Raw genomic sequence first — 24802 nt, 5'->3', positions numbered from 1 at the left:
TGATAATAAAAAAATATGCTATAATTATTTTGGAGGTACGAATTATTGAAAGAATTTGCAAACAACTTAAAGAAACTTAGAAAAGAAAGAAATATGAGCCAAGTCCAGTTAGCTAATATATCTGGCATTTCAGTTAAAACAATACAGAATTATGAACAAGATAGAAATGGTATGGCCCCTACACTTCCCAATCTTATGATGTTGGCAGATATTTTCAGTGTTACGCCTAGCTATTTATATTATGGAGGAGATAAAGAGATGTATATGGATGATTTATTATTTGAACTTGCACAGTTGTCTACTGAATCAATAAAAGAGATTCATGACAGTGAAGCAAGCGGGGGTAGTTTACCAAAACTATCTATTTCTAACGCTATTATCAATAAAATTACATATAAATGGAATAAAGATGTAGTTTTACCTAAAAGAGGATTTTATAAATCTTATGTAGAGCAAACTATTATAAGATATGCACAAAACCGGAAGTTTTGGAAAGAAAAATTTGAATTAATTTAAGCCATATATTTAGAGCAACATTGGAAAAGCAAATATCCATTCAAGATGATATTTTTATTATATCATTTAATTACAAGAGGTAAGACATATGGATAGGAAAACAATAATAGCAGAAAGTCTTAACTATATCGAGAACAACATAAAGAATAAAATAACCATTGAGGAAATAGCTGGTAATATAGGTTATACGAAATTTTATTTTTCAAGACTATTTAAACAAGAAATGAAAGTTTCTGTTATGGAATATGTCAGGGAAAGGAAAATGATATATGCAACCAGAGAAATATTAAATGGAACCAAAATTCTCGATGTGGCAATTGAATATGGTTGGGAATCGCACGGTGGATTTATTAAAGCTTTCAAAAGTTATTATGGTTTTTCACCTTCACTCTTGTATGCAATGAAATTAGAAATAATGCATTTTGGAGGTGGAGATATGAACAATTGTAACTTTTATAAAATAATGGATGGACATTTATCAAAAGAAGAACTGTTCAAAGTATTGCACGAAAAAATAATAGAACATGGATATGATAATCAAAAACTAAATAATATTTATAATTTTTGTCAGAGTATATATGGAGGCAGAAAAAGATATTCGGGTGATGATTATGTAACGCATTTATTAAATGTATCTTTGTTGCTAGTGCAAATGGAAGCGGAAGAAAGTGTCATTTATGCAGGAATGTTTTGCGATGTTTTTAGAAAAACTAATGTAGCAATTGATGAGTTAAAGGAAAATTTGCCTGATAGTGTGGTGCAGATTTTAATAAGATTAAAGGACTACGATATTGAAAAAGTAGGTCTTGAAGATGAACAATGTGCTGTTATAAAGATTGCAGAACGACTTCATAACATGAGAACTATAGAGTATATGGAAGAACGAGAAAGACAAAAAAGAGCAAAAGAAACAATAGCAATATTTATGCCTATTGTAAAGAAATTGCAAGATGACAAATTAATAAGTGAGTTAAATGAGATTTCGATAAATTGTTTAAAATAGGAATTATATGCAAGTCGGTTTTGTGAATTCAAAACCGGCTTTTTCTTTCAATAGCTAAATGTATATGATAATATTATAAAAGAATAAGAGTTGTGAATCTAAAAATAAGCAGAATTGCATAGTATTTGCAATATCGAATACTATTTGGAGAAATAATATGTTAGGAAAGATTGTAAAAGTTACGGTTGATAGACCAATGGGGACATATCACCCAAAGCATAAAGATATTTATTATCCGATAAATTATGGATATATCGAAGGCATAATGGCATCTGATGGAGAAGAACAAGATGCTTATATATTGGGTGTAAATAAACCGGTTGAAGAATTTACAGGGAAAGTAATTGCAATAATTCACAGGTTAAATGATGTTGAAGATAAATGGGTTGTGGTGCCAGAAGATAAATTATATTCTAAAGAACAGATAGAAGAACATGTCAAGTTTCAAGAAAAATATTTTGAGTATGAAATAGAATGTGCGGAAGAGTAATTCGTAAAGGAAATTTGGACAGATTACATCATGAAATATATTTATCTGATGCAAGAAAGGTTGTCCCAGAAAAATGGAAAATGGTTATTAGACATCCTATAAGAAAGATTTAGACAAATTACATATAGTCACTGAGTTAGAGGAGAAAGAATATGCAGGATTGTGGATTTACAAGAGAAAATAAATGGTTTAGATATCGCGCAGCAGCAATAATAATTGAAGAAGATTGTGTGTTATTTGCAGGAAATGAAATAGACGATTATTATTACTCAATCGGTGGTGGAGTTCATGTTGGAGAAACATCTGAGCAGGCAGTAAAAAGAGAAGTGCTTGAGGAAACAGGTGTAGAATATGAAATCGACCGTCTTGCAGTTATTCACGAAAATTTCTTCAATGAAAATCAGGGAAGTTTAAAAGGAATGGATTGCCATGAAATGTCAATGTACTATTTTATGAAGCCTAGAGGAACAAAACAGCTTAATAGTGATAGTTATAGCCAGGGAGTAAGAGAAACAATGCATTGGATACCAATAAAAGATTTGGATAAATACAAAGCATTTCCAACTTTTTTGAAGGGATATCTTAGTAAGGAACATGCTGGAATTGAGCATATAATTACGGATGAAAGAAAATAATATATTTTCAAAAATAGTCAGAAATCAATAGTCATTAGTACAGAAAAATATGTTGTTGAACATTTTTATTCAATATAATATATGATAGATAAATTATATGTAGGTGTAACAACGAGTGAAGTGAAATAGTTAATTTTATTCAATTATGTGAATCTTGAGGACATATAAAATTGATGTCAAAATTATAAGTTAGGAGAAATTGATAAAGTGATTAGGTTAGTAGAAGAAAAAGATTTCTTACAGTTAGCTAATATGAGATGGGAACATAAAAAAGAAGATGATGCTATATATGGGGAGGATAATATCAAAGGAATAGAGAGTGATGAATTTATAAAAGAATATATAAATTTCTTAAAAACAGAGAGCGTATATAAAATATTTGTAATGGAAAAGAACAAACAAATAATTGCAACAATGTTTGTAACAATGATTAGAAAAGTTCCAAAACCCAATAAAAAAGAATCGTATATAGCATATTTGACAAATGTATACACTTTAAAAGAGTACAGAAATCAGGGAGTAGGAACAGAAATGTTATCTTACATAAAAAATTACCTGAAACAAAACAGATGTGAAAATATAATTGTGTGGCCAAGCGATAAAGCTATTGAATGGTATGTAAGAAATGAGTTTAAATCGGAAAATGAAATTTTAGAATGTGAATTATAGTATGGTTGTATAAGTCAGGGAGAAAGAAAATGAACATATTAGTAATAGGTGGAACAAGGTATTTTGGAATACATATGGTTAATAAACTTTTAGAGCAAGGTTATAATATAACAATAGCAACAAGGGGGAAAACACCTGATTCATACGGGGACAGAGTAAAGCGCATCATCATTGAAAGAACAAATGAAGAGAGTATGCGAAAGGTATTACAGGGAAAATATTTTGATGTGGTTATTGATAAGATTGCATATTGCTCGGATGATATCAGGTATGTTATGGATTATGTTGATTGTGATAAATACATATATATGTCTAGTACATCAGTTTATAATCCAAAACATATGAATACTGTAGAATCAGATTTTAATGGATACTCTAATGATTTTGTGTGGTGTAACAGATTTGAATTTCCATATGAGGAGATAAAGAGACAGGCAGAGTATGCATTATGGCAAAAATATTCAGATAAAAAATGGATTGCTGTCAGATATCCGTTTGCAATAGGAAAAGATGATTATACGAAAAGACTTCTATTTTATGTAGAGCATATGATGAAATCAGAGCCTATGTACATAGATAATATAGATTATCAAATGAGTTATATCCGTTCGGATGAAGCAGGAGAGTTTATCGCATATTTGGTAGATAAAGATATTGATGGTGCAATTAATGGAAGTTCTATAGGAACTATTTCACTTCGGGAGATAATTGATTATGTGGAAGAAAATACAGGAAAGCATGCGATTTTAAGTGATGATGGAGAAGCTGCACCCTATAATGGGGAACCTGAATATAGCATAAATACGGAAAAAGCAGAGAAGATAGGATATCATTTTTCTAATTTAAAAGAGTGGATATATCAATTATTGGATTATTACATTGAAAAGGTAAACATGGGAAATTAGTCTCGTAAAAACTTTTATATAAGGAGAAAATTTATATGATAGGTTTAATAGTAGCCCGTTCAAAAAATAATGTTATTGGAAAAAATGGAAAAATTCCGTGGAAAATAAAGGGAGAACAAAAACAATTCAAGGAACTTACAACAGGAAATGTTGTAATAATGGGACGAAATTCATACGATGAAATTGGTCGCCCGCTTCCAAATAGAGAAACGATAGTTATTTCGAATACTAAAAAATATATAGGTGAAAATCTTCATACAGCATCTAGTGTAAAAGAGGCTATAGAATTTGCAAAAGGAAAAGATGTATATATAGCCGGTGGTTATGGAGTATACAAAGAAGCCATACCACTAGTGGACGTAATGTACATTACTGAGATTAATATAAATGTAGAGCAAGGGGATGTCTTTTTCCCAGAATTTGATGACAATAATTTTAATATATCTATTGTAGAAACATCTGAAAATAATGAACAGTTTATAAGAAAAATTTATAGAAGAAAGAATAAGCAATAGTAACTTCCAGTTTTATTAACGATAATAAGGAATTAGACGGGTAAATTTTAAAATGTTAGAAGAGATGGAAAATATTAAATATGGAAATTTAGAAACTGCAATGGAATATTGTAAGAGAAATCGAACAGAGGAATGGATACAACAATTCCTTCGTTGTGATGGACATAATGTTGCGTTAGCAGATGGATTGTTAATAGAAGAACGATTCTATACAGGAATAGTTCAGTTTGATATTACTTTATTACATAATATTAAAGAAGGCGCTCCAGAGTATTTAAGTAAAAAAGATGATATGGATTATTTTTTTAGTATAGTTGATGAGATGGTCGAGTCTACAGCTTATTGGAATCCACCACCACTTATTATTGAGTTTAGAAGTGACAATGGTTTTTATGTATGCGATGGAAGACATCGATTGGAAATGTTTAGACAAAAGAATGTAAAAGCTATTCCGGCAATTGTGTGGACAACAGGAAAAGATGATTATGAGAAATTAAAGGAGATTATAAAATGTTAGAAATTTGTTCTAAGTGTGGAAATCATGAATGGGATAAGGAGGTTGATGGAAATACAATAAAATGTCCAAAATGTGGTTATGAATGGAAGTTTGAAAAGTTACCCATATATTTTTTGACTGGTTGTAGTGGAGTTGGAAAAACAACTACAGCAATTGAATTGCAAAAATTAACAGATGAATATGTTATTTTGGACGTAGATTGGCTGCGCAATGTTGCCTGGCCACAAAATGATGAAGAAGAAAATAATTTGATAGAGCAGATTTTTTATTTGACAAAGGATATTTCTCAAAGTAAAAAAGCAGTGGTATGGACAATGGCTGGTGGCTTAGATAGACTTTCTCGCGCTTATGGAAAAAGATTTTTTTCTGAAATAAAAGTTTTAGCACTTACGGCAGAACCAGAAACTATTAGAAAGAGAATGACTGAAGGAAGAGGTATAGATGATGCCGGTTGGATTCAGAGTTCAGTAGATTATAATAATTATTTCAGAACCCATGATATTCTGGATGATACAAAGTATGACACGTTAGATTGTACTAATGGAACTCCTGCAGAAATTGCACGGAAAGTCCTTGAATGGTTAAGAAAGTAGTCGCTGAAGATGTAAATTTTATCGCTGAAAAGAAATCAATAAAATCCAAATTTCAGGGACGTAAAAGTCGGAATTTGTAGAAGGGTGCATGTTACAAACAATAATGATATTTCCAGAGCTTGACAATATTGATTAACCCACATATTACGGTTGGCAAGTTAGACGATGCACAATCACTTAATAAAGTTTTTGAATATATTAGAGAGTCATATTAGAAACGTAGATGACAACTTCTAGATAATATTATTTGTAACAGTATAGTAAATCTTATGAAGCATTATTTTATCATCCTAACTGTAATTTCCCACAAAATTTAACACTCCTACTTTTAGGTAATTACCCATCTCCATGATATTATATATCTATCAGAAGCCTAGGACTGATACATAACAATTTAATAAGCAAATTAGGAAACGCCAAGAATGAACTTAGTGAGTTAAGTTCATTCATTGGCGTTTTTCTTTTTGCAAAATTCATATTAGCAGGAGGAAGACAAAATGATGAATTACGAAGAATTCAAACAGAAAGTTCAGAATGAATTTAAAAATTATCTTGGAGAGGAATACAAGGACGCAGAAGTATTTATTAGAGAAGTAACAAAGGTTAATATGCAGGTAGATCAGATGTCATTGTTAAATCTTCCGGGAAATGATTTTGCATCACCTTCAATATCATTACAGAGCATTTTTGAGAATTATGAAAAAACAGGTGACTTTGAAGGTGTTATGGAAGCATTAAGCGAAACTTTTAAGGAGGCTATTGAAGGCTTTGAAAAGTCACCATTAAACAATGGATTAGATTTTAGTAATGTAGATAAAAATATTATTTTTACATTAGTAAACGCAGAGCAGAACAAAGAACTTCTTGAAAATGTTCCACATAGGAAATTTGAAGATTTGGCAATTATATATCGTTGGAATGTAGGAGTTGACAGTAATGGTTTATATACCAACATAGTGACTAATGAATTTGCTGAGAAAATTGGAAAAAGTGAAGAAGAATTATATGGTCTTGCAAAGGAAAACACTAATAGGATTTTCCCGTCAGAAGTTAGAAATATGGCTGAGGTTATAAGTGAAATTATTTTTGGAGAAGATGGTGAGTTAATGCCGGAAGATGAAGAGTTCAGAAATATGATGACAGAAACACCGGATGACAAATCAATGTATGTTATTACAAACAAGTCAAAATTGTTTGGAGCGGCAGCAATGCTTTATGAAGAAAATTTATATGATTTATCACAGCAGCTTGATTCGGACCTTTATATATTGCCATCATCTACGCACGAGGTGATTGCTATTAGTGACAAGTTTGGAGATGCCAATGAGCTTGCGGATATGGTTTATGAAATCAATATGGATCAGGTTGACCTTAGTGACAGATTGTCAAATCAGGTTTACCACTATGATAAAGAAGCAAGAACATTAAGACTTGCAACAAACAAATTTGAAAGAACAATCTCTGATGACATTAAGGAAAAAGCACCGGAAATTGAAGAGGGAAAGGCTAGGTAGAAAAATGGATAAAAAAATTGAAGTTAAAGAAATTGAAGATGTGATTGAAATAATTAAGAACACATTACAAGGCTTAAGGGAAGATGAGGAAGTATATATAAGCGTTGAGGTGATAAAACATGGAAAAAACAAAGTTGAATAAAGTATCTATTAGGTTGATAAATGATGCACCACTTGTATCAGATGAACAACTTGATACGCCTAAAAAGGCAGCAAAAATTGTAGGTGATTTTATTAGAAATATGGATAGAGAAGTGCTTTGTGTTGTTAATTTTAATTCAAAATTGCAACCAATTAATTTTAATGTGGTAAGTGTTGGAACAGTCAATCAGTCATTGGCTGTTCCAAGGGATATATTAAAATCAGCAATACTTTCAAATGCAACAAACATAATGATTCTGCATAATCACCCAACAGGAATTTTAACTCCTTCAACAGAAGATATAAAAACAACTTCGAAACTAATTGATACTTGTGACATGATAGGAATTCCACTTTTGGACCACATTATTGTAGGTTCCAACAGAGATGAATTTTTCAGTATGAAAATGAAGGAAGTTGTTAAGTTTAACAAAAGTGTAAATTATGAGGTTAGCCTGGAATTCTTAAAATTTAAAGAGCCTAATTTAAATCAGCTGACAGAGAAAAATAACAAATTAGCTAGGTAGAGGTTTTAGGATACCTCCTAAAAAGAATGCATTTGTAGCTACAAATGCGTATCTTGCAATATACATACCCGCTACCTGTCTAGCTAATAATACAAAAAATGAAGAAGGTGATTGTATTGAAAAAGAACAACAAGGATATTACAAAGCGTGTACGTCTTACAGAAAATGAATGCAGAAAAATTATGAAGGAAGCTAAAAAGAAAAACATGAATTTTTCAACTTATGTAAGATATGTTGCAAAGCTTGATAAGAATATGGATCCTGAATTTATAAAAGCAATTTATAAGCTGGCAAATGAAATCAACTACATAGGTCATAATATTAATCAGGTTGTAAAAAACAATAACAGTAAATTGTATTCTGAAATTGATAAGGCAAGATTAATGGAATATATGAGAATTTTAAACGAAAAAGTAGAAAGTCTTTTAAAACAGAATGGCTATAAGCAAAATTCTTCATATTAATCCACATATGAATTCGGAAACTTATCATTTAAAAACCGGATTAAATTACATTACAAAAAGTGAAAAGACTATGAATGGACTTTATGTGGGAGCTGTTAATTGCATGGTGGAAAATGCATATGAATGTATGCGAACTACCAAGGAGATATACGGCAAAACTGATAAGAGACAGGCATATCATCTTATTATCTCATTTGAAGAGGGAGAAACAAATCCTGAGACAGCATTTGAAATAATAAAAGAGTTTGTTAACAGGTATTTGGCAGATAATTATGAGGCTGTTTATTCAGTACATAATGATACCAACCACATTCATGGTCACATCATCTGGAACAGCGTGAGATTTACAGATGGTTACAAATACAGATACGAAAAGGGAGACTGGGAAAGACACATTCAGCCGTTAGTAGATGAAATTTGTGAGAAATATGGACTTCATACACTAGAACAAAATAAAGCTAAAGATGATGAAAAGGAATGGGATGTTTCTAAAAATGGTCCGTTTGTTTGGAATGAGCAGATAAAAAAAGATGTTGATGAATGCATTATTGTGGCAAAAGATTTTGATATGTTTATACAGATGATGGAAGAAAAGGATTATACAATAAAGTATGGCAAGTACATTTCTGTGAAGCCTAAGAGAATGGAGAGGTTTAGAAGGCTTAAAACTCTGGGAGAAAACTATTCGGAGGAAATAATCAGAAAAAGAATATCACAGAAAAGTATAGCTGGATACAAATCTATTGATATGCCAAAAGGACTAAGAATTAAAAGTTACAGAGGACATATTAGAAAGAAAAGACTTACAGGATTGCAGAAACAGTATTTTGCCATACTTTATAAATTAAAAAAGATTAAGAAGCGTTCATATTCTAATAACTATAAATATAAGGATGACATTAAGAAGTTGAATATATTGCAGAAACAATATATATTTCTTTCAAATTATGACATAGAGACTATGGAGGATTTAGAAAAAGCGCAGGAGTTAATAAAGGCTAAGATTCAGACAACCAATAAGGCAAAAAAGATTTTGATAGAGGAAAATAGTAAGCATAAAGAAATCTTCAAAGCAGTAAGAACGATTAAGAAAGAAAAGCAGGCAGCAGCATTTTATAAGCTGGGAGATAAAACGTTTGAAAAACAAAATAATCTTGTAGAAGAGGCAAGAAAAATTTTAAAATGCAAAGAACTTACTTACAAGGAAGCGGAAAAGTTAGAGGCATACTATCAATCGTTAATTGATGAATGCAATAGAACAATTAAGAAATTAAAAAAAGATATGAGAATATCTTACGGAATCTTAAAAGACATTAGATACAGAGAACAGAAAGAAACTTTACGACATGATGTCGCAAAGCAGGAAAAAATAACTTCACGACACGATGTCGCAAAGTAAAAGAAAATAACTTCCCGACATAATGTCGTAAAGTGTGAATGGAGGAAAAGATGGGACAGGAGTTTGAATGTGCATATAAGAATGCACAGAACGAGAGAAAGAAATCTGAAAGATTAAGGATTGAAAAAACGGAGGTACCCAAGAAAAAATTTGGATTATTAAAAAAGGTATTTTTATCAAAGAAATACAATGACAGTCTTGTAAGAAAATTGTCAGCAGGAGAACTTACTGTTGCACAATTAAAGCAAATTAATAGAGCAATCAAAAGTGGTCTTTCAGACAAGCAACTTAATTCTATTATAAATAGTAAAAAAGATGCTAGTAGAATGTCTGTGATAATAGACATTGCTATAAATGTTAATAAGATGAATCAGAAAGAGGTGAAATGTTAATGGCAGATGAAATTATGGAAGCAATACAAATGTTAAGGTTTGGATATGATGGTATAAAGTTAGGATTAGATGTAACAGGTTCCTCAATAAGAGAGGCAAAAAATCTAACAATATTCATTGTTGGACTTTTAAATCATGAGAAAACACAAGGAAAAACAAGTCTTAAAAAGATGCTTAAAAATAGTGGTAATCTTCAGGTACTTCAAATAAAAGAAAAAGACGTAAAGGAATTTGAAAAACTGGCAGGGAAATATGGAATTTTGTATTCAAAAATGCCGGATATAAACAAAGGTGATGGTATGAAAGAATTTATCTTTCCGGTGGAGGCAACTCCAAGGGTAAATGCATTGATAGAAAAACTAGGTAATGGCAAGCTTGAAGATATTGCAGAATATGTAAGAAATGGAGATGGAAACTGCAAGAATACAATGGACTATCTTAAGAAGAAAAAATTATTACCGGAAGCACCAGTATCTGTTACAGCAGAAAGAAAAAAAGAAATTGTAAATGCAGAAAAGAATATTAAGTATAACGAGAATATTAATGACCTTGAAAAAACAGATATTACAATTTCAAAGAATCTTGTTGAAAGTGAAAAAAGAGATTTATTCATAACAAGAGTACCGGGAACGTTTGGAGAAAATGTTAAATATCTTACTATAAAAAAGGAAGACATAATAACAATAAATGGAGGAAAGACATTTCTTACATTTTTAAACAAAAATCAGGAATATGAACTTCTTGATAAAAATAAGAAACCGGCAGGAAAAATGCGTGGTGAGGAATTAAGGGACAACTATTATGACAAAGTTGGAGAAGAGATAAGAAAGAGAGCGAATAAGCAAAGGGACAAAGAAAGACAGAAAAAGGAAAAAGTGAAGAAACATCAGGAAAGGGAAAGTAAGCCTATTGCAAAAAAGAAATAACAAGATGTTAGTTCCTTTTCTTATTGTAGGAGAACTTTTTGTCTTATTTATTTCATACATTATAAGTGGTGTATGGAAAGAAGGAATGGATGTAATAACTTTACTTAACAAGGTAAATGATGCATTAGATCATCCATTTAAAAATTATTGGACTGAACATAGTTTAAAGGCTATGATAGTCGGAACACTTATTTATTCAATGGCAGTACTTTTGTATATTACAAGCAGAAGAAATTTTATGCATGGAAAAGAGTATGGTACTGCAAGTTTCGCAAACATAGATCAGGTAAATAAATCTATAAGTGATAAATCTGATGAGAAGAACAGAATACTTAGCAAGCACGTAAGGATGAGTACAGATACTAAAGTTACAAAGCTAAACAACAATATGCTTGTAATCGGTGGTTCAGGTGCAGGTAAAACATTTTATATTGTAAAGCCAAACATAATGCAAATGTTACCAAAGGGTTCGTTTATCGCAACAGATCCAAAGGGCGAGCTGCTCAGAGCAACTGGTGGTATGTTGAAGAAAAACGGATATAACGTAAAAGTACTTAACTTGATAGATATGGCTAAGTCGGATTGCTACAATCCATTCAATTATATAAGAACAGAAAATGATGTGATAAAGCTGGTCACAAATTTAATTAGTAATACAACGCCAAAGGAATCAGCCCCTACAGACCCATTTTGGGAACATGCGGAGGGGATGTTACTTCAGGCGTTGTTTTATTATGTATGGCTTGAGATGCCATCAAACCAAAAGAACTTTCAATCGGTTTTAAAGTTGCTGTCAGAGGCAGAGGTTAATGACAAGAAGGATTCAAAACTAACTATACGAATGAAAAAACTTGTAGATACAAGTTCACTTGGTGAACATCATCCGGCATATAGGCAGTATATGAAAGTGGTAAGAGGTGCAGGAGATACTGTAAGGTCAATTATTATTTCAGCAAATTCACGGTTAGCATTATTAGAAAATCCGCAGATATTGAGAATTTTGTCAAAGGATGACCTTCATATTGAAGAACTGGGAATAGGGACAAAACGAAACAGGAAAAAAAGAACAGCATTGTTTTGTGTAATACCCGATTCAGACAAGTCATACAACTTTTTGGTTGGGATGCTTTATACACAGCTATTTCAGGAACTTTATTATCAGGCTGACTTTAAGTTTGGAGGAAAACTTCCACTTGATGTCACACTTATGTTGGACGAGTTTGCCAATGTGGCGTTACCTGATGACTTTTGTTCGTTATTGTCAACTATGAGAAGTAGAAGAATCAGCGCAATTATCATTATTCAGAATTTGGCACAAATAAAGGCACTGTTTAAAGAAACCTGGGAAACAATTACAGGTAACTGTGACACCCTTGTATATCTTGGTGGAAATGAAAAGTCTACCCATGAATATATATCTGAGTTACTTGGTAAAGGCACTATAGACAAAAGGTCAACAGGTGAAACAAGAGGTGTACATGGTTCGGCATCAAGAAATTATGATGTGCTTGGCAGATCCCTTATGAATCCTGATGAAGTAAGAAATATGGATAACAAAAATTGCCTTATTTTCATAAAGGGATTTAATCCTATATTTGATGAAAAATATTGGCCTTTTGACCATAAGAATTTTAAACAAACAGAAGATGGAGGGGCAAAGCCTTATACACACAATATTAGGAAAAGTAACAAAATTAAGGATGGATTAAAAATTTACAGTGAAAGAGAAATCAAAGAAGTTGAGAAGTCAGGAGAAAAAGTTAACATTATTGATTTGACTCCACAAGAGATTGCAGCATTACAGGAGAGTGAGTTTCAGATGGAGACAAAACCAACAGATGAAGACTTAAGAGAGGAGCTTACAACAAGACTATGTACAATGGATTTTTCAGCAGAGCAAATGGACGAAGCAAAAAAGGCATTAGCAATAAAAATGGATTTGGAGTATTTGCTTGAATATTTAAAACCAGAAACATCCATTGAGGAAATGAAAGAGAAACTAGAAAAATATCAAAGCAGATAAGGAGAAAATCAGATATGAAGAGATTTAAGAAAAATATTGGAAACATAAAAAACTGTTTAATTGGGGCAATGTATATGACAGTATTTCAGGTAAATAACGTACTTGCTGCGGGAGATGCAAGTTCAGTTACAAAACCACTTGATAACTTAAAGACACTGGTGCTTGCAATCATTGGGGCAATCGGCGTAATCATTCTTGCAAAAAATGTAATGGAGTTTGCACAGGCATATCAGGCAGCTGATTCATCAACAATGAACTCGGCACTTAAGGGAATTGTTGCAGGAGTAATGATGGCAGGCATTTCATCAGTACTTGGAATATTAGGATTCTAGAGGGAGGTGCAACATGAACGAAGTGAATATTTTGGAACGCACCGACCGACTTGCCGACGAGCAAAGCGAGGGGGCGTTACCGAAGGGAGGTAAGAGATTATGGACATATTTAGCTTAGGCGGTGTAATCCTTGATCTTTTGCAGACGGTTGTTGATTTCTGGAATGACAAGGTGTCTCTTGTTTTTGAACTGCTGGGGCAATCCCCGGTAAGTTTCAAGAACGGAGGCCCATGGGCAGTGGTGGCAAACCTTGAACCCATATTTGTGGCGGTTGGTTCGTCACTGGTGGTTCTGTTCTTTGTAATAGGTTTCTGTTCGGAGAGCATTGACGTAAAGGAAGAGGTAAGATTTGAAACCATACTAAGGATGTTAATGAGAATAGGAATAGCAGAATGGCTTGTTGCAAACAACGTGACAATAATGAAGGCATTCTTTTCATCAGCAGGAAATCTGGTGGGGCTCATGACACAGGGAACAACAACCAAGCTAAAGATACCAGATGAACAGCAGACAATCATAAAGGACCTTGGATTCGGAGAAAGCCTTTTAATGATGATACTTGCAGTAATCATTGCACTTGTAATCATCTTCTGCGGTTTCATGCTTATATACACCGTGTATTTCAGATTCTTAAAAATACTTGTGATTGTACCCTTTGGTGCACTTGCGTTTTCAACAGTAAGCGGAAACCGAGTGGTAAGTCACTCGGCAGTGAGTTATGCAAAGTACTTTCTGTCAATAGTGCTGGAAGCTGTGACAATGGCACTTGCAATAATAGTCTGCAATGCATTTTTAAATGCAGGACTTCCTACATTTACAAGTGATTACGCGGACTGGACCAAGGCACTGATGTACATGTGTGAACTTACATTCAGCGTGGCAATGACAGTCGGAGCAGTGAAGGGAGCACAGAATCTTACAAGTAAGGCACTTGGATTATAGAAACAGGAGGAACAGATGAACATATCAATTAACAGGGACATAGAAAAATATCAGGAGTCAGTGGTGATGGGACTTACTGCAAGACAGCTGATATTTTCCATCGCATCAGTTGCATGCGGCGGCGCAATAGTTCTTCTTACATACAGATACATGGGGCTTACGGGAAGTGCATACATTGCTATTCCCGTGGTGGCACCACTTGCATTAAACGGATTTTATTCATATCAGGGAATGAGTTTTACACAGATGTTTAAAAGAAAACTGTGGTTCGCTTTTAAGAACAGACCACTTACGTACATTTCAGAGGAAAGTGAGAAAATCATAAAAAGAATGAGAATGGAAGAGGAACGGCAGAGAAAAAAGGAAGACAAAAGGAAAAACAGGAGAAGTAACAAAAACAGAAAATGAGAAACATAAAGGAAAATTTAACACAGGAAAATAAACGGAGGAACAGGAATGAACATATTTAAGGACAGGTTTTCTGAAATAAAGAAGGCATCAGAGCCACTTTACAAATCACCAAAGTCGGTGCAGGAAACAATAGAAATACTAAAGATTTCGGAAAGCGGAATATTTGAGGTGGCGGATGGAAAATATTCAAAGACATACAGATTCAGTGATGTCAATTATGCCACACGTTCAGAGGAGGAACAGGAAAGCTTCTTTCAGAGATACTGCAGGTGCCTTAATTCATTTGACTGTACATTCAAGATAACAGTCAACAATAAAAACAAGGACATGGATGTGCTGAAAAATGAGGTAATGCTTAAGTACAGAAATGACGGATTCGATAAGATGAGGGAAAGCTACAACAGAATCATTGAGGAAAAGATACTTGAGGGAAGACAGGGAATTGAGCAGGAAAGATATCTTACCATAACAATTGAGAGAAAGAACTTTGAGGAGGCAAAGGCTCAGTTTGCAACAATTGAGGCATCAATATTTAGAAGTTTTGCCGAACTTGGTTCAAAGCTGACACCACTTACAGGAAATGAAAGGTTAAAGATTCTTCACGACTATTACAGACTTGGAAGGGAGGATGAATTTAACTTTGACATAAGACAGGGAAGAATTACAGGAACAGACTTTAGAAATGAAATCTGCAACACAAGGATAAAATATCATTCAGACTGTTTTGAGGATGAGGGAAAGGTTGGAAGGGTTCTTTTCATAAAGAAATATCCCACATACCTGTCTGACAGATTTTTTACGGAGCTGACATTTCTGCCGGTGCATTCGGTTACAAGTGTGGATGTGGTTCCGGTGCCAAAGGATCTGACAATGAAGATGCTGCAGAAAAAATATTTAGGTATTGAGTCAGACATAATAAAACAGCAGAGAACAAGAAACAGAAACAATGACTTCTCATCAGACATTTCATATGCAACAAGACAGAAGAAAAAGGACATTGAGGAGATAATGAACAACGTAAGGGAAAATGATGAAAGCCTTTACTATGTTTCAGTGACAATGATTGTCATGGCAGATGACAGGAATGAACTTGAAAGCATCTGTGAGACAGTGGACTCCATTGCAAAGGGAGCAGGATGTGCTGTTGACACATGCATGTACAAACAGAGGGAAGCAGTTAACACAACACTTCCCATAGGAGTAAGACAGATTGAGACAATGAGAACAATGCTTACACAGAGCCTTGCAGTGCTGATGCCGTTTAACGTGCAGGAACTTTGTGACAGAAACGGCATTTACTATGGCGTAAACCAGATATCCAAAAACATAATTGTGGGCAACAGAAAGAAACTCTTAAACGGCAACGGATTCATATTTGGTGTGTCAGGTGCAGGAAAGTCATTTCAGGCAAAGATGGAAATGGGTTCGGTTTTACTTTCAACAGATGACAATGTAATTGCAGTGGATCCAATGAATGAATATGAGGATGTCACTGAAAAATACAATGGAACTTACATAAACATTTCAACAAACACAAGGAACTATATTAATCCCATGGACATGGATGTGTGGAATCTTGATGTATTGGACAGTAAGGGCTGGGTAAGGGACAAGTGCCAGTTCATGCTAAGTATCTGCGAGCAGATAATGAAGGAAATAACACCACAACAGCGTTCAATCATTTCAAGATGCGTAAAGGATTTGTACATGGACATTGCAAGAAGCAGGGAAAAATACGTTCCCACAATGGAAGACTTGTACAACAGACTTCTTGAACAGGAAGACAAGGAAGCAAGAGACGTGGCACTTGGACTTGAAATATTTGTTACCGGAGCACTAAACATCTTTAACCATCAGACAAACATAAATGTAAACAACAGATTTATTGTGTATGGAATAAGAGACCTTGGAGAATCCCTTGCCCCACTTGCAATGCTTGTAATGATGGAAACAATACAGCAGAAGATAATCGACAACGGGGAAAGGGGAATAGCAACATGGTTTTACATTGATGAGGTGCATGTTCTTTTAAATTCACCGTTCAGTGCAGAATATCTCCGCCAGATGTGGAAAAAGGTAAGAAAGCAGGGAGGACTTTGTACAGGAATCACACAGAACATAGTTGACCTTCTTATGAGTGAGACAAGCACAACAATGCTTTCAAACTCTGCATTCATATTGTTATTAAATCAGTCAAGTAAGGACATTGAAAAGATAGTGGAGTCTCTGGAAATATCAGAAGAGCAGCTTAACTATGTGATAGATTCACCGTCAGGATGCGGGCTTATAAAATGCGGAAGCAGAATGGTACCGTTTGACAATGTGATTGACAAGGACAGCGAGTTGTACAGACTGTATAACACTAATCTGTATGAGAAGATGGAAAATCGCAAAAAGGATGAGTAAATCTATTAGAGAGTAGATAAAATATAATTGCTGGGAGATGGGCGGTGTGGTAGAATTGTGTAGGTTAGAATGTAAATGAGTGCAACATAAATTTGCACTCATATCTTAGGAGGGTAAAATGAAAGTAATAGCAATTGCTGCTGTGACAGCAGGTGGAAAAACAACTATAGTTAATGAACTGAAGAATCAAATCGCAAATACGAAAGCTTTGTATTTTGACGATTATTCTTTTGAAGGTGAAGTTGATAATTTTTATGAATGGACGAAACAAGGAGCAGATTATAATGTATGGAATTTGAGTCCATTGGTAGAAGATGTTATTGATATAAAAAATTCAGATTGTGAATATCTATTGCTAGATTATCCTTTTGCATACTGTCACAAAGCCTTAAGAAACTATATTGATTGTGCGATTTTCATAGATACCCCATTAGACATTGCAATGGCAAGAAAGGTTTTGCGAGACATGAAAAACGCTACAGGTGAGGAGATTAGACAAGAGATGGAGACATACCTAAAGTATGCCAGAATTGCTTATGTTCAAATGTTAAAAGATATTTTGCCGTCATCTGATTATGTAATAGATGGGACAAAAGAATTATCTGAAAAGGTTGACGAAATAAAAAAGATTATTTTATCGCTATAGCATTAATTTGCCAGAGCGGTTTATCGTTAGAGGGAGTGATGAAATTGAAAATTGAAACTGATAGATTAGTAATTCGTTCTATTCAGTACGGAGATGAGAAGAGTTTTGCAGAGATGGCACAAGATGGTAGCTTGGAAGCAATAGGATTTGATTGTAATTGTTCTGAATGGATTGAAGATTGGATAGAAGAAGCCGTTGAATATGATAAAAGGGATAACCCGGAAAATGATTATTTGGCATATACAGTTTGTCTCAAGAAAGACAATAGAATTATTGGTTCGGTTGGGTGTTCATGGTACAATGATTTTGAGCAAACAGGTGTTACATATTTTTTAGGAAAGGAATATAGAGGAAAGGGTTATGCTTTGGAAAGTTTGAAAGCATATATAGAATATTTCTTTAAGCAATATCAAATAAATAAAATTATTGCTACTATTCGAGATGATAATATAAATTCATGGAAACTATTGGAAAAGACAGATTTTTATTTGTGTGAAAAGAAAATGTGGAAGGATTACGATGATTCAAAAGAATGCATGTATAGGTTTTATGAATTTGTGAAGCAATAAGAAATGGAAATGATAACAAATAAATTGAGTGAGGACAATAAAAATAATGGAATATATATTTGAAACAAGAAACTTGAAAATTAGAAGATTTGAAATACAAGATGCACAAAAATTATATGAAAATCATCTTGAAGAAGAAGTTAAAAAATGGATACCTAACGAAAGTTATGCAGACATTCAAGAGGCACGGGAAGCAATAAGGTTTTATGCAGAGTGTGTTAATGAAAAGCATTTACCATTTGTATTGGCTGTAGAATTAAAGGAAAATGGAGAATTAATTGGAGATACAGGCATAAATGAAGTTGATGGAAAACCAAATGAGGTAGAAATCGGTTATACAATTTGTAAAGAATATAGTGGAAATGGTTATGCAACAGAACTTGTGCAAGGAATGACAAGGTTTGCATGTGAAACCTTTAAAGTAAAGATTTTATATGGTCGTGTTATGCATGGAAATAATGCTTCGGTATGAGTATTAGATAAGAATGCATATTCATTTGTTTCAGAAGAATTTGATGCAGATGACGATCCATACGGCAAGGGAATGTTAATTTATAAGAAAGAATGTTAGTTTTATATTGATAATATAAGAAATATTGGAAAGAAAGGAAAAAAGTCATGGAGAAAGGAAAAATTATTTTCTTAAATGGAGTAACCAGTTCAGGGAAAACATCAATTGTAGAGGCATTGCAGGATACTGACGATATATTCTTTTATGTTGTGGCAAATGATTTGTTTGAAGAAATGATTGGAGAAAAATATTTAAGGGAGAATTACTGGAAATATTTAAGTGAAGTGATAATAATGATGTATCATACAGCAAAATTATATTCCGATATGGGTAAAAATGTTCTAATTGATGGAATTTTAGTCGAAAGAGATGAGATAAAACCACATTATAAGCAAATGTTAGAAATTTTTAATGATAATCCACTGGATATAATTGAAGTTTATTGTCCTTTAGATATATGCAAACAAAGAAATATTGAACGAGAGAATAGATATGCGGAGCAATCAGCAGAACAACATGAAATAATGTCAAAGGGCATAAAATATAGAATGCGAGTTGATACTAGCATACATAGTCCCAAAGAATGTGCAGATATTATTTTGAAGGAACTGTTTAAATAATTTAACAATTTACAAATTATATAGAAAACTAAAAGTATTATATCTAAACGCCAAGTTAGCATAAAGCTAGCCTGGCGTTATTTTTTACCCAAAATCAAGGAGGACAACATGAAAATAAACAAGGAGCAAGAAGTTAAGACAGAAATACACAAGAAAAAGACCGGAAAGATTCATAAAAAGAATGAAGCTAAAATTGACAACAAATCAATGACAACCAGAGCCAAAAGAAGTGTAAATTTAGCAGGAATAATGGCTGAATTAACTAATACTGAAAATGTTGAGGGTGGTGAAAACATTGATGGAGCATTTGAGGCAACAGGCATTGCAATAAGAGCTGTAAAGGGAGCGATAAGCGAAGGTAACCGAATTAGAAAAAAGGTGAGCACGTCAAAACTACAAAAGGAAGTGGCAGGCAAGAGAATCAGAAAGAAAGCATCGACCAAAGGTAAAGAACTTGCCAAAAAGTCAGTCAAGAATACATCAAGAAATGTGGCAAAGAAAACATCCAAAAAGGTAGTCAAGGATACAACAAAGGAAAGTACAAAACTTGCAGTAAAAACCGGCACTACAGTTGCTGGTTCAGCGGCAGGTCCTGAAGGAACCTTAATAGGAATGGCTGCAGGTGAAGCAGTGGGAATGAAGATTGAAAACACATTTTACAGGGCAGAGCAAAAGAGCAGAATGATGAAATATTTTATGGACAAGCTAAAGTCCGGTGAGGAGCAAAATGACAGTCTGTTTAAGCTCGTAGGAAGCATTGTAAAAAACAAGGTGGCATACATAATTATGCAGGTGATGTCACTACTGGCACCATTAGTAGTTCCGATTCTCATAGTGGTGATGGTCGCAACAGGAATTGTGTTCGCTATCATTGCAGTTCTTTACAATTCACCATTTGCAATATTTCTTCCACCACTTGAAAGCGGAGATACAATACAGACAGTGACAACGCAGTATGTATCTGAATTTAATCAGGAAATACAGACACTGGTGGATGAACACAAGGATGCGGATGAGGGCAGAAAGGTGTATGTGGACTACGAGGGAATGAACAGCGAGCCATCAAACTACTATGACATCATGTGCGTGTACATGGTGAAATACGGTTACGAAAACACGGCAACAAAAATGAATGAAACAAACAAGCAGAATTTAAAGGCGGTGTTTGATGACATGTGTAGGTACACAACAGAAAAGGTAACAGAGAAAAAGGGAAAAAAGAAGAAAAAGTACCTTGAAGTGAGAATTACATTAAAAAGCTACACGGAAATGTCAGTGGAGTATCAGTTTGACGAGGAAAGACAGGAAACACTTAATAAGCTGATGAGTGCCTGCATTACAAGTAATCCGTCAGGCGGTCAGACAGGTGGAAGTCAGTTAAGTGGCTTGCAGGGAAGTCTTACAGCACAGGAGATAACAAGCATAACAGACAAAATAACAGATCCAACACAAAAGACAGTGGCATCCTTTGTATTGTCAAAGGTTGGATATCCATACAGTCAGAGCTTAAGAAACAGTGGAAAAGCATTTGACTGTAGCTCACTGGCATTCTATGGGTGGAAATCAGCAGGTGTAGACATATCATTTAATGGTTCAACAACTGCAGCTGCGGAAGCAGAAGGACTTAAGGACAAAACAGTCAAGGAAAAGGACATACAGCCAGGAGACCTGATATTTTATAGCTATACAACCAATGGAAGATACAAAAACATAAGCCACGTGGGTATTTATGTAGGTAACGGAAAAATGGTTGAGGCTGTGGATGAGGCACACGGAGTATGTTTGGGTAATTATCATAATGGAGGATTGGTGATGATATGTAGATCAGGAAAATAAGAACCCTAAGGTATAGCAACACTAACTCTTAAATCAGATGGCTTTAATATATCATAACCATACATGGTTAAAAAATTATATTTATAAAAATAAGAAAAAGGAATTAAGGAAAGGAGACTAGCTATGAATTATAGTATAAAAGTAAACAAGTTAGAAAAAGAAAATTGGAGTACAAAGGCTTTTGTTTCAGTGGTATTTGAAGAAAGCTTTAAGTTAACAGACATTACAATCAGGGAAACAAAAAATGGAGAAACATTTGTGGCAATGCCAGGATATAAAACAAGTAAAAAGGATGAACAGGGAAATCCAGTTTACAAAAATTACTTTTATCCAACAACAGCAGAGTTTAGAAAGGAATTGTACGATAACATCATAAAGGCATATGAAAGCAATGCGAAGGAACTTAATATAACATCTGGAAAAGATAAGGTTAGTGTTTCAGTGGCAATGTACCCATGCAATTTTAATGAAAAGATAGAAAGCATCGGAAAAATTTACATAGACAAGTGTTTTGTAATAGATGGTGTCAGAGTAATTGAAGGTGAAAAAGGTAGTTTCGTTGCAATGCCGACAAAAACCACCGAAGGTAAAGATGGAAAAACAGAGTATTCAGAAGTATGCTATCCAGTAACAAAGGAGTTCAGGGAGCAGCTTTATGGAGAAATTATAAAAAAGAGCAATGCGGTAAAGGAGCAGAAAAAAGAGATTGGAGGATTTGAACCTATAAGAGACTTTGGAGATGAAAAGTTGCCGTTTAGATAAAAATTTAAAACAGTAAATCACAAAAAGCTTAAAATGAATATTTTACAAAGTTACATAATCAGAAAATAACTATAGTTATGATTGAGAAAAATAAATCTTGACAGTGAAATATAAAGATTATACAATGTGGCTGAAAAAAGATACATTGTGAAATATTAGAAATACATAGTTTGTTGAATTATCTACTATCACAATAAAGTTTTATAATCAGCAAACATTGGGAGATGATAAGGAAGCATGGTGGCTTCCTTATTTTTACATTATGAAAAAATATTTGAAATTTAGTGTGTTAAATTAAAAACAAAACCAAAAAACAAAAATTTGAAATTTTGCACCCAACGTTTGAAAACAATCGTGTTCTATATAGAAAGAGAAAACTTTCAAATAAATCAGAAGGGAGGAATTATATGTATAAAGAATATGCCGGCATGAGCTATGAAGAAGTTATAGAAAAATATTCTGATTACATAACAAGAATGTGTGTGGTATGGACACAAAATGAAGAAGCAGCTAAAGATTGTTTTCAAAATACATTTATCAAGCTTTATAAGAGTTCAAAAACATTTAATGACAGTGAACATTTAAAAGCGTGGTTGCTTAAGGTGGCTAGAAATGAGTGTAACGATTATCATAAGTCCTTTTGGAACAGAAATGTATCCGTTGGTTTAGAAAAGGACAGGCTGGAAGGAATGCAGAATAATTCAACTAATGGACTACAATTAGATAATGACACAGAAATTCTGGTAAAGGTGTTGAGAAAAATATCTTTAAAATATCGTGAAGTTTTAGTTCTTTATTATTATCAGGAATATAGTACAAAAGAAATTTCAGATATTCTTCAATTAAGTGTTAATACTGTGAAATCAAGATTACAACGAGGTAGGGAAAAACTTGCAAAAATTTTAGAAAAGCAGGTTTAAGAGATTATAACCAAAAAAATTGGAGATTGGAGGCAAATATGAATTTAAAAAAATTGGATACAATTAAAACTCCGGAAAATTGGAAAAAAGAATTGCTTAACCAGCAAATCAATGTGTCAAGTGAAGAGAGCAATGGTAGGTTTATAAAAATAAGAAAAATGAAATGGGTAGCAGTAAGTTTGGCAATAGTTGTGGTTTGCGCAACAGGAATAACTGTTGGAGCAAGCACATCTGATTCCTTTAGAGAATTTTTACAGGGAGTATTTGGAATTAAAAAGGTGCAGGAAGTCAAACTGGAGACTACAACAAACAGTGAAAAAACAGAAGAATGTAAAACACCAGAAGGAGAAATTAAATTAAGCGATAACATGGAAGTTGTGGGAAGGAATGAAACCTTCATATTGGAATACAGCAAAGATGATTCTGAAAATGTTAAAAATGTATATTCCATAAAAAACAATAAGCTTCTTAGCGAACAGGTTAACAAATTTCAGGGAAAGTATAATAATGAGGCGTTTTCTTTTGACTATGTTATAAGAAATAAAGAAATTTGTGGATTTAATTATAAAGGTGCTGTAAGTGAAATTTTTCCGATTATGAAAGGAAGAACAATTTATGCAGCCTTGTATCAGGAAGAAAAGGGTAAGGTAGTCAATGAAGCAATTGCAGAAATTGATTTGGATACAAATGAGATTGTGAAAATATCAAATGATAAAATGATTTGTAATTTTGTTATGTCTCCAAATGGAAAAACACTTCTTTGTAATTTCAGATCAAAAGGATATTGGGCAATATTTGATTTGGACAGCAAAACTGAAAAGAAATTCAACAAAAATCTTATAAACGGATACGCAACAGTTGATGAAATAAGTTTTGTGGATGATTACCATATATTAACTTTGGGTAAACCGTTTACAAAAGACAAAACAGAATATTATAGTAAATATTTAATAAATCTGAAAAACGGAAAAGTTGAGAAGGAATTTTTCAGCACACAAACAGATATAAACTTCAACCATACTTATTCTTTTGACAAAAAAGTAATGACAATTGAAAATATAATTGAAGGCTCTAAATTTAAGATTAAAACTAATGAAAAAACAATTGAACCTATTGGTGCATCAGAAAAATATGCAATGTTTAATACCGGCTCAAATGGAATAATGTATTTGATAAATCTTGAAAAAAAGGAATGGCTAAAAATAAATATTCCGGTCAAAAGTTGGGAGAACATGAATTTGTATTTGATGGGAAAAGAAAATAAGATGTTAATTACATTTGATAAAAAAGCATATATAGTGGATATATCAGATTTAGGAAATATGAAATAATCAAAGAGGCTGTTCTAAAGGGCAGCCTCTTGGTATTTATGAAATTAAATATATTTAAGAACATCATAGAATAAAAGAAATAAACAGTTAATATGCAAAAATAAATTCAGTATGAAAGAGTAAATTTTAATTTATGAGAAAAATATATGTATAATTGTTTTGTAGAATTTAGAAAGAATATATGATAGAATTAAGCAGGAATTTTTCGAATAGTAAAAAACAAATTGACAAAACAGAACATATGTTCTAAAATCTACTTAAGATAAAACCCTGGACATTTTTGAAGG

29 protein-coding genes and 1 pseudogene are annotated in these 24802 nt (G+C 33.2%); all 30 read left to right on the top strand.

Translation table 11 applies throughout. The features are described 5' to 3' along the window. Nucleotides 1-45 precede the first annotated feature (45 nt). The 30 genes and pseudogenes from CCC31_RS06835 (at nt 46) to CCC31_RS06690 (ending at nt 24515) form a co-directional block, all read left to right on the top strand. Entirely contained in the window at nt 46-516 is a 471-nt protein-coding gene (locus tag CCC31_RS06835; RefSeq protein ID WP_215715505.1) for a helix-turn-helix transcriptional regulator, read from the top strand. Between the two features lie 88 nt (nt 517-604). Beyond that, entirely contained in the window at nt 605-1519 is a 915-nt protein-coding gene (locus CCC31_RS06830; protein WP_290850519.1) for an HD domain-containing protein, read from the top strand. 157 nt (nt 1520-1676) lie between these two features. Further along, entirely contained in the window at nt 1677-2009 is a 333-nt protein-coding gene (locus CCC31_RS06825; RefSeq protein ID WP_290850517.1) for an inorganic diphosphatase, read from the top strand. A 20-nt stretch (nt 2010-2029) separates the two neighbouring features. Beyond that, a pseudogene (locus CCC31_RS06820) lies at nt 2030-2122 on the top strand (transcriptional regulator); the annotation flags it as partial. 39 nt (nt 2123-2161) lie between these two features. Next, a complete protein-coding gene (locus CCC31_RS06815) occupies nt 2162-2644 on the top strand; it encodes an NUDIX hydrolase (RefSeq protein WP_290850516.1) in 483 nt (160 codons plus the stop codon). Nucleotides 2645-2851: 207 nt separating this feature from the next. Continuing rightward, entirely contained in the window at nt 2852-3313 is a 462-nt protein-coding gene (locus CCC31_RS06810; protein ID WP_290850514.1) for a GNAT family N-acetyltransferase, read from the top strand. A gap of 29 nt (nt 3314-3342) precedes the next feature. Then, complete coding sequence (locus tag CCC31_RS06805; protein ID WP_117814307.1) at nt 3343-4218, top strand: NAD-dependent epimerase/dehydratase family protein; 876 nt, start codon at nt 3343-3345, stop codon at nt 4216-4218. Between the two features lie 35 nt (nt 4219-4253). Beyond that, nucleotides 4254-4733: a dihydrofolate reductase gene (locus tag CCC31_RS06800; RefSeq protein ID WP_117814305.1), complete on the top strand. Its 480-nt coding sequence runs from the start codon at nt 4254-4256 to the stop codon at nt 4731-4733. A 52-nt stretch (nt 4734-4785) separates the two neighbouring features. Further along, nucleotides 4786-5250, top strand: coding sequence for a hypothetical protein (locus tag CCC31_RS06795; protein WP_290850508.1), 465 nt, complete (start codon nt 4786-4788; stop codon nt 5248-5250). Continuing rightward, complete coding sequence (locus tag CCC31_RS06790; RefSeq protein ID WP_118024853.1) at nt 5244-5843, top strand: AAA family ATPase; 600 nt, start codon at nt 5244-5246, stop codon at nt 5841-5843. The genes CCC31_RS06795 and CCC31_RS06790 overlap by 7 nt, the downstream gene beginning before the upstream one ends. Nucleotides 5844-6340: 497 nt before the next feature. Then, the gene (locus CCC31_RS06785) at nt 6341-7357 is read left to right on the top strand and encodes a DUF5688 family protein (RefSeq protein WP_290850505.1); all 1017 of its coding nucleotides are present in this window, start codon (nt 6341-6343) and stop codon (nt 7355-7357) included. 4 nt (nt 7358-7361) lie between these two features. After that, nucleotides 7362-7499 carry a hypothetical protein gene (locus CCC31_RS06780; protein WP_215724286.1) on the top strand — a complete coding sequence of 46 codons (138 nt, stop codon included), beginning with the start codon at nt 7362-7364 and terminating at the stop codon, nt 7497-7499. Further along, entirely contained in the window at nt 7477-8025 is a 549-nt protein-coding gene (locus CCC31_RS06775; protein ID WP_290850499.1) for a JAB domain-containing protein, read from the top strand. The genes CCC31_RS06780 and CCC31_RS06775 overlap by 23 nt, the downstream gene beginning before the upstream one ends. 116 nt (nt 8026-8141) lie before the next feature. Then, nucleotides 8142-8489, top strand: a complete 348-nt coding sequence (gene mobC / locus CCC31_RS06770) for a plasmid mobilization relaxosome protein MobC (protein WP_290850498.1) — start codon at nt 8142-8144, stop codon at nt 8487-8489. After that, on the top strand, nt 8461-9888 hold the full coding sequence (locus CCC31_RS06765; protein ID WP_290850496.1) for a relaxase/mobilization nuclease domain-containing protein: 1428 nt from the start codon (nt 8461-8463) through the stop codon (nt 9886-9888). Before mobC ends, CCC31_RS06765 begins: the two co-directional genes overlap by 29 nt. Before the next feature lie 50 nt (nt 9889-9938). After that, nucleotides 9939-10280, top strand: coding sequence for a hypothetical protein (locus CCC31_RS06760; RefSeq protein WP_243053209.1), 342 nt, complete (start codon nt 9939-9941; stop codon nt 10278-10280). Next, entirely contained in the window at nt 10280-11206 is a 927-nt protein-coding gene (locus CCC31_RS06755) for a PcfB family protein (RefSeq protein ID WP_290850493.1), read from the top strand. The genes CCC31_RS06760 and CCC31_RS06755 overlap by 1 nt, the downstream gene beginning before the upstream one ends. 4 nt (nt 11207-11210) lie before the next feature. Next, nucleotides 11211-13229: a VirD4-like conjugal transfer protein, CD1115 family gene (locus tag CCC31_RS06750; protein ID WP_290850491.1), complete on the top strand. Its 2019-nt coding sequence runs from the start codon at nt 11211-11213 to the stop codon at nt 13227-13229. Nucleotides 13230-13297: 68 nt separating this feature from the next. Further along, nucleotides 13298-13561, top strand: coding sequence for a hypothetical protein (locus CCC31_RS06745; RefSeq protein WP_243053216.1), 264 nt, complete (start codon nt 13298-13300; stop codon nt 13559-13561). 99 nt (nt 13562-13660) lie between these two features. Beyond that, nucleotides 13661-14503: a hypothetical protein gene (locus CCC31_RS06740; RefSeq protein ID WP_290850490.1), complete on the top strand. Its 843-nt coding sequence runs from the start codon at nt 13661-13663 to the stop codon at nt 14501-14503. Between the two features lie 15 nt (nt 14504-14518). Continuing rightward, nucleotides 14519-14911 carry a PrgI family protein gene (locus tag CCC31_RS06735; protein ID WP_290850487.1) on the top strand — a complete coding sequence of 131 codons (393 nt, stop codon included), beginning with the start codon at nt 14519-14521 and terminating at the stop codon, nt 14909-14911. Between the two features lie 48 nt (nt 14912-14959). Then, nucleotides 14960-17320, top strand: a complete 2361-nt coding sequence (locus tag CCC31_RS06730) for a VirB4-like conjugal transfer ATPase, CD1110 family (protein WP_290850485.1) — start codon at nt 14960-14962, stop codon at nt 17318-17320. Between the two features lie 118 nt (nt 17321-17438). Then, the gene (locus CCC31_RS06725; RefSeq protein WP_118564878.1) at nt 17439-17966 is read left to right on the top strand and encodes a hypothetical protein; all 528 of its coding nucleotides are present in this window, start codon (nt 17439-17441) and stop codon (nt 17964-17966) included. Nucleotides 17967-18004: 38 nt separating this feature from the next. Beyond that, nucleotides 18005-18535, top strand: a complete 531-nt coding sequence (locus tag CCC31_RS06720) for a GNAT family N-acetyltransferase (protein ID WP_118564879.1) — start codon at nt 18005-18007, stop codon at nt 18533-18535. Nucleotides 18536-18581: 46 nt separating this feature from the next. Continuing rightward, nucleotides 18582-19007, top strand: coding sequence for a GNAT family N-acetyltransferase (locus CCC31_RS06715; protein ID WP_290850481.1), 426 nt, complete (start codon nt 18582-18584; stop codon nt 19005-19007). A gap of 146 nt (nt 19008-19153) precedes the next feature. Continuing rightward, complete coding sequence (locus CCC31_RS06710) at nt 19154-19666, top strand: AAA family ATPase (protein ID WP_118564881.1); 513 nt, start codon at nt 19154-19156, stop codon at nt 19664-19666. 108 nt (nt 19667-19774) lie between these two features. Continuing rightward, nucleotides 19775-21502, top strand: a complete 1728-nt coding sequence (locus CCC31_RS06705) for an NlpC/P60 family protein (protein WP_290850478.1) — start codon at nt 19775-19777, stop codon at nt 21500-21502. 123 nt (nt 21503-21625) lie between these two features. Then, entirely contained in the window at nt 21626-22264 is a 639-nt protein-coding gene (locus CCC31_RS06700; protein ID WP_118564883.1) for a septation protein SpoVG family protein, read from the top strand. 407 nt (nt 22265-22671) lie between these two features. Continuing rightward, a complete protein-coding gene (locus tag CCC31_RS06695; protein ID WP_290850475.1) occupies nt 22672-23184 on the top strand; it encodes a sigma-70 family RNA polymerase sigma factor in 513 nt (170 codons plus the stop codon). A gap of 38 nt (nt 23185-23222) precedes the next feature. After that, nucleotides 23223-24515 (top strand): hypothetical protein, encoded by a 1293-nt coding sequence (locus tag CCC31_RS06690; protein ID WP_118564885.1) that lies wholly within the window; start codon nt 23223-23225, stop codon nt 24513-24515. Nucleotides 24516-24802 lie beyond the last annotated feature (287 nt).

The sequence above is a fragment of the Eubacterium sp. LMAG:50 genome (assembly GCF_008680265.1).
Classification (GTDB): domain Bacteria; phylum Bacillota; class Clostridia; order Lachnospirales; family Lachnospiraceae; genus Eubacterium_U; species Eubacterium_U album.
The sequence above is the reverse complement of the archived record's forward strand: the minus strand, read 5'-3'. Positions and strand labels throughout refer to the sequence as shown.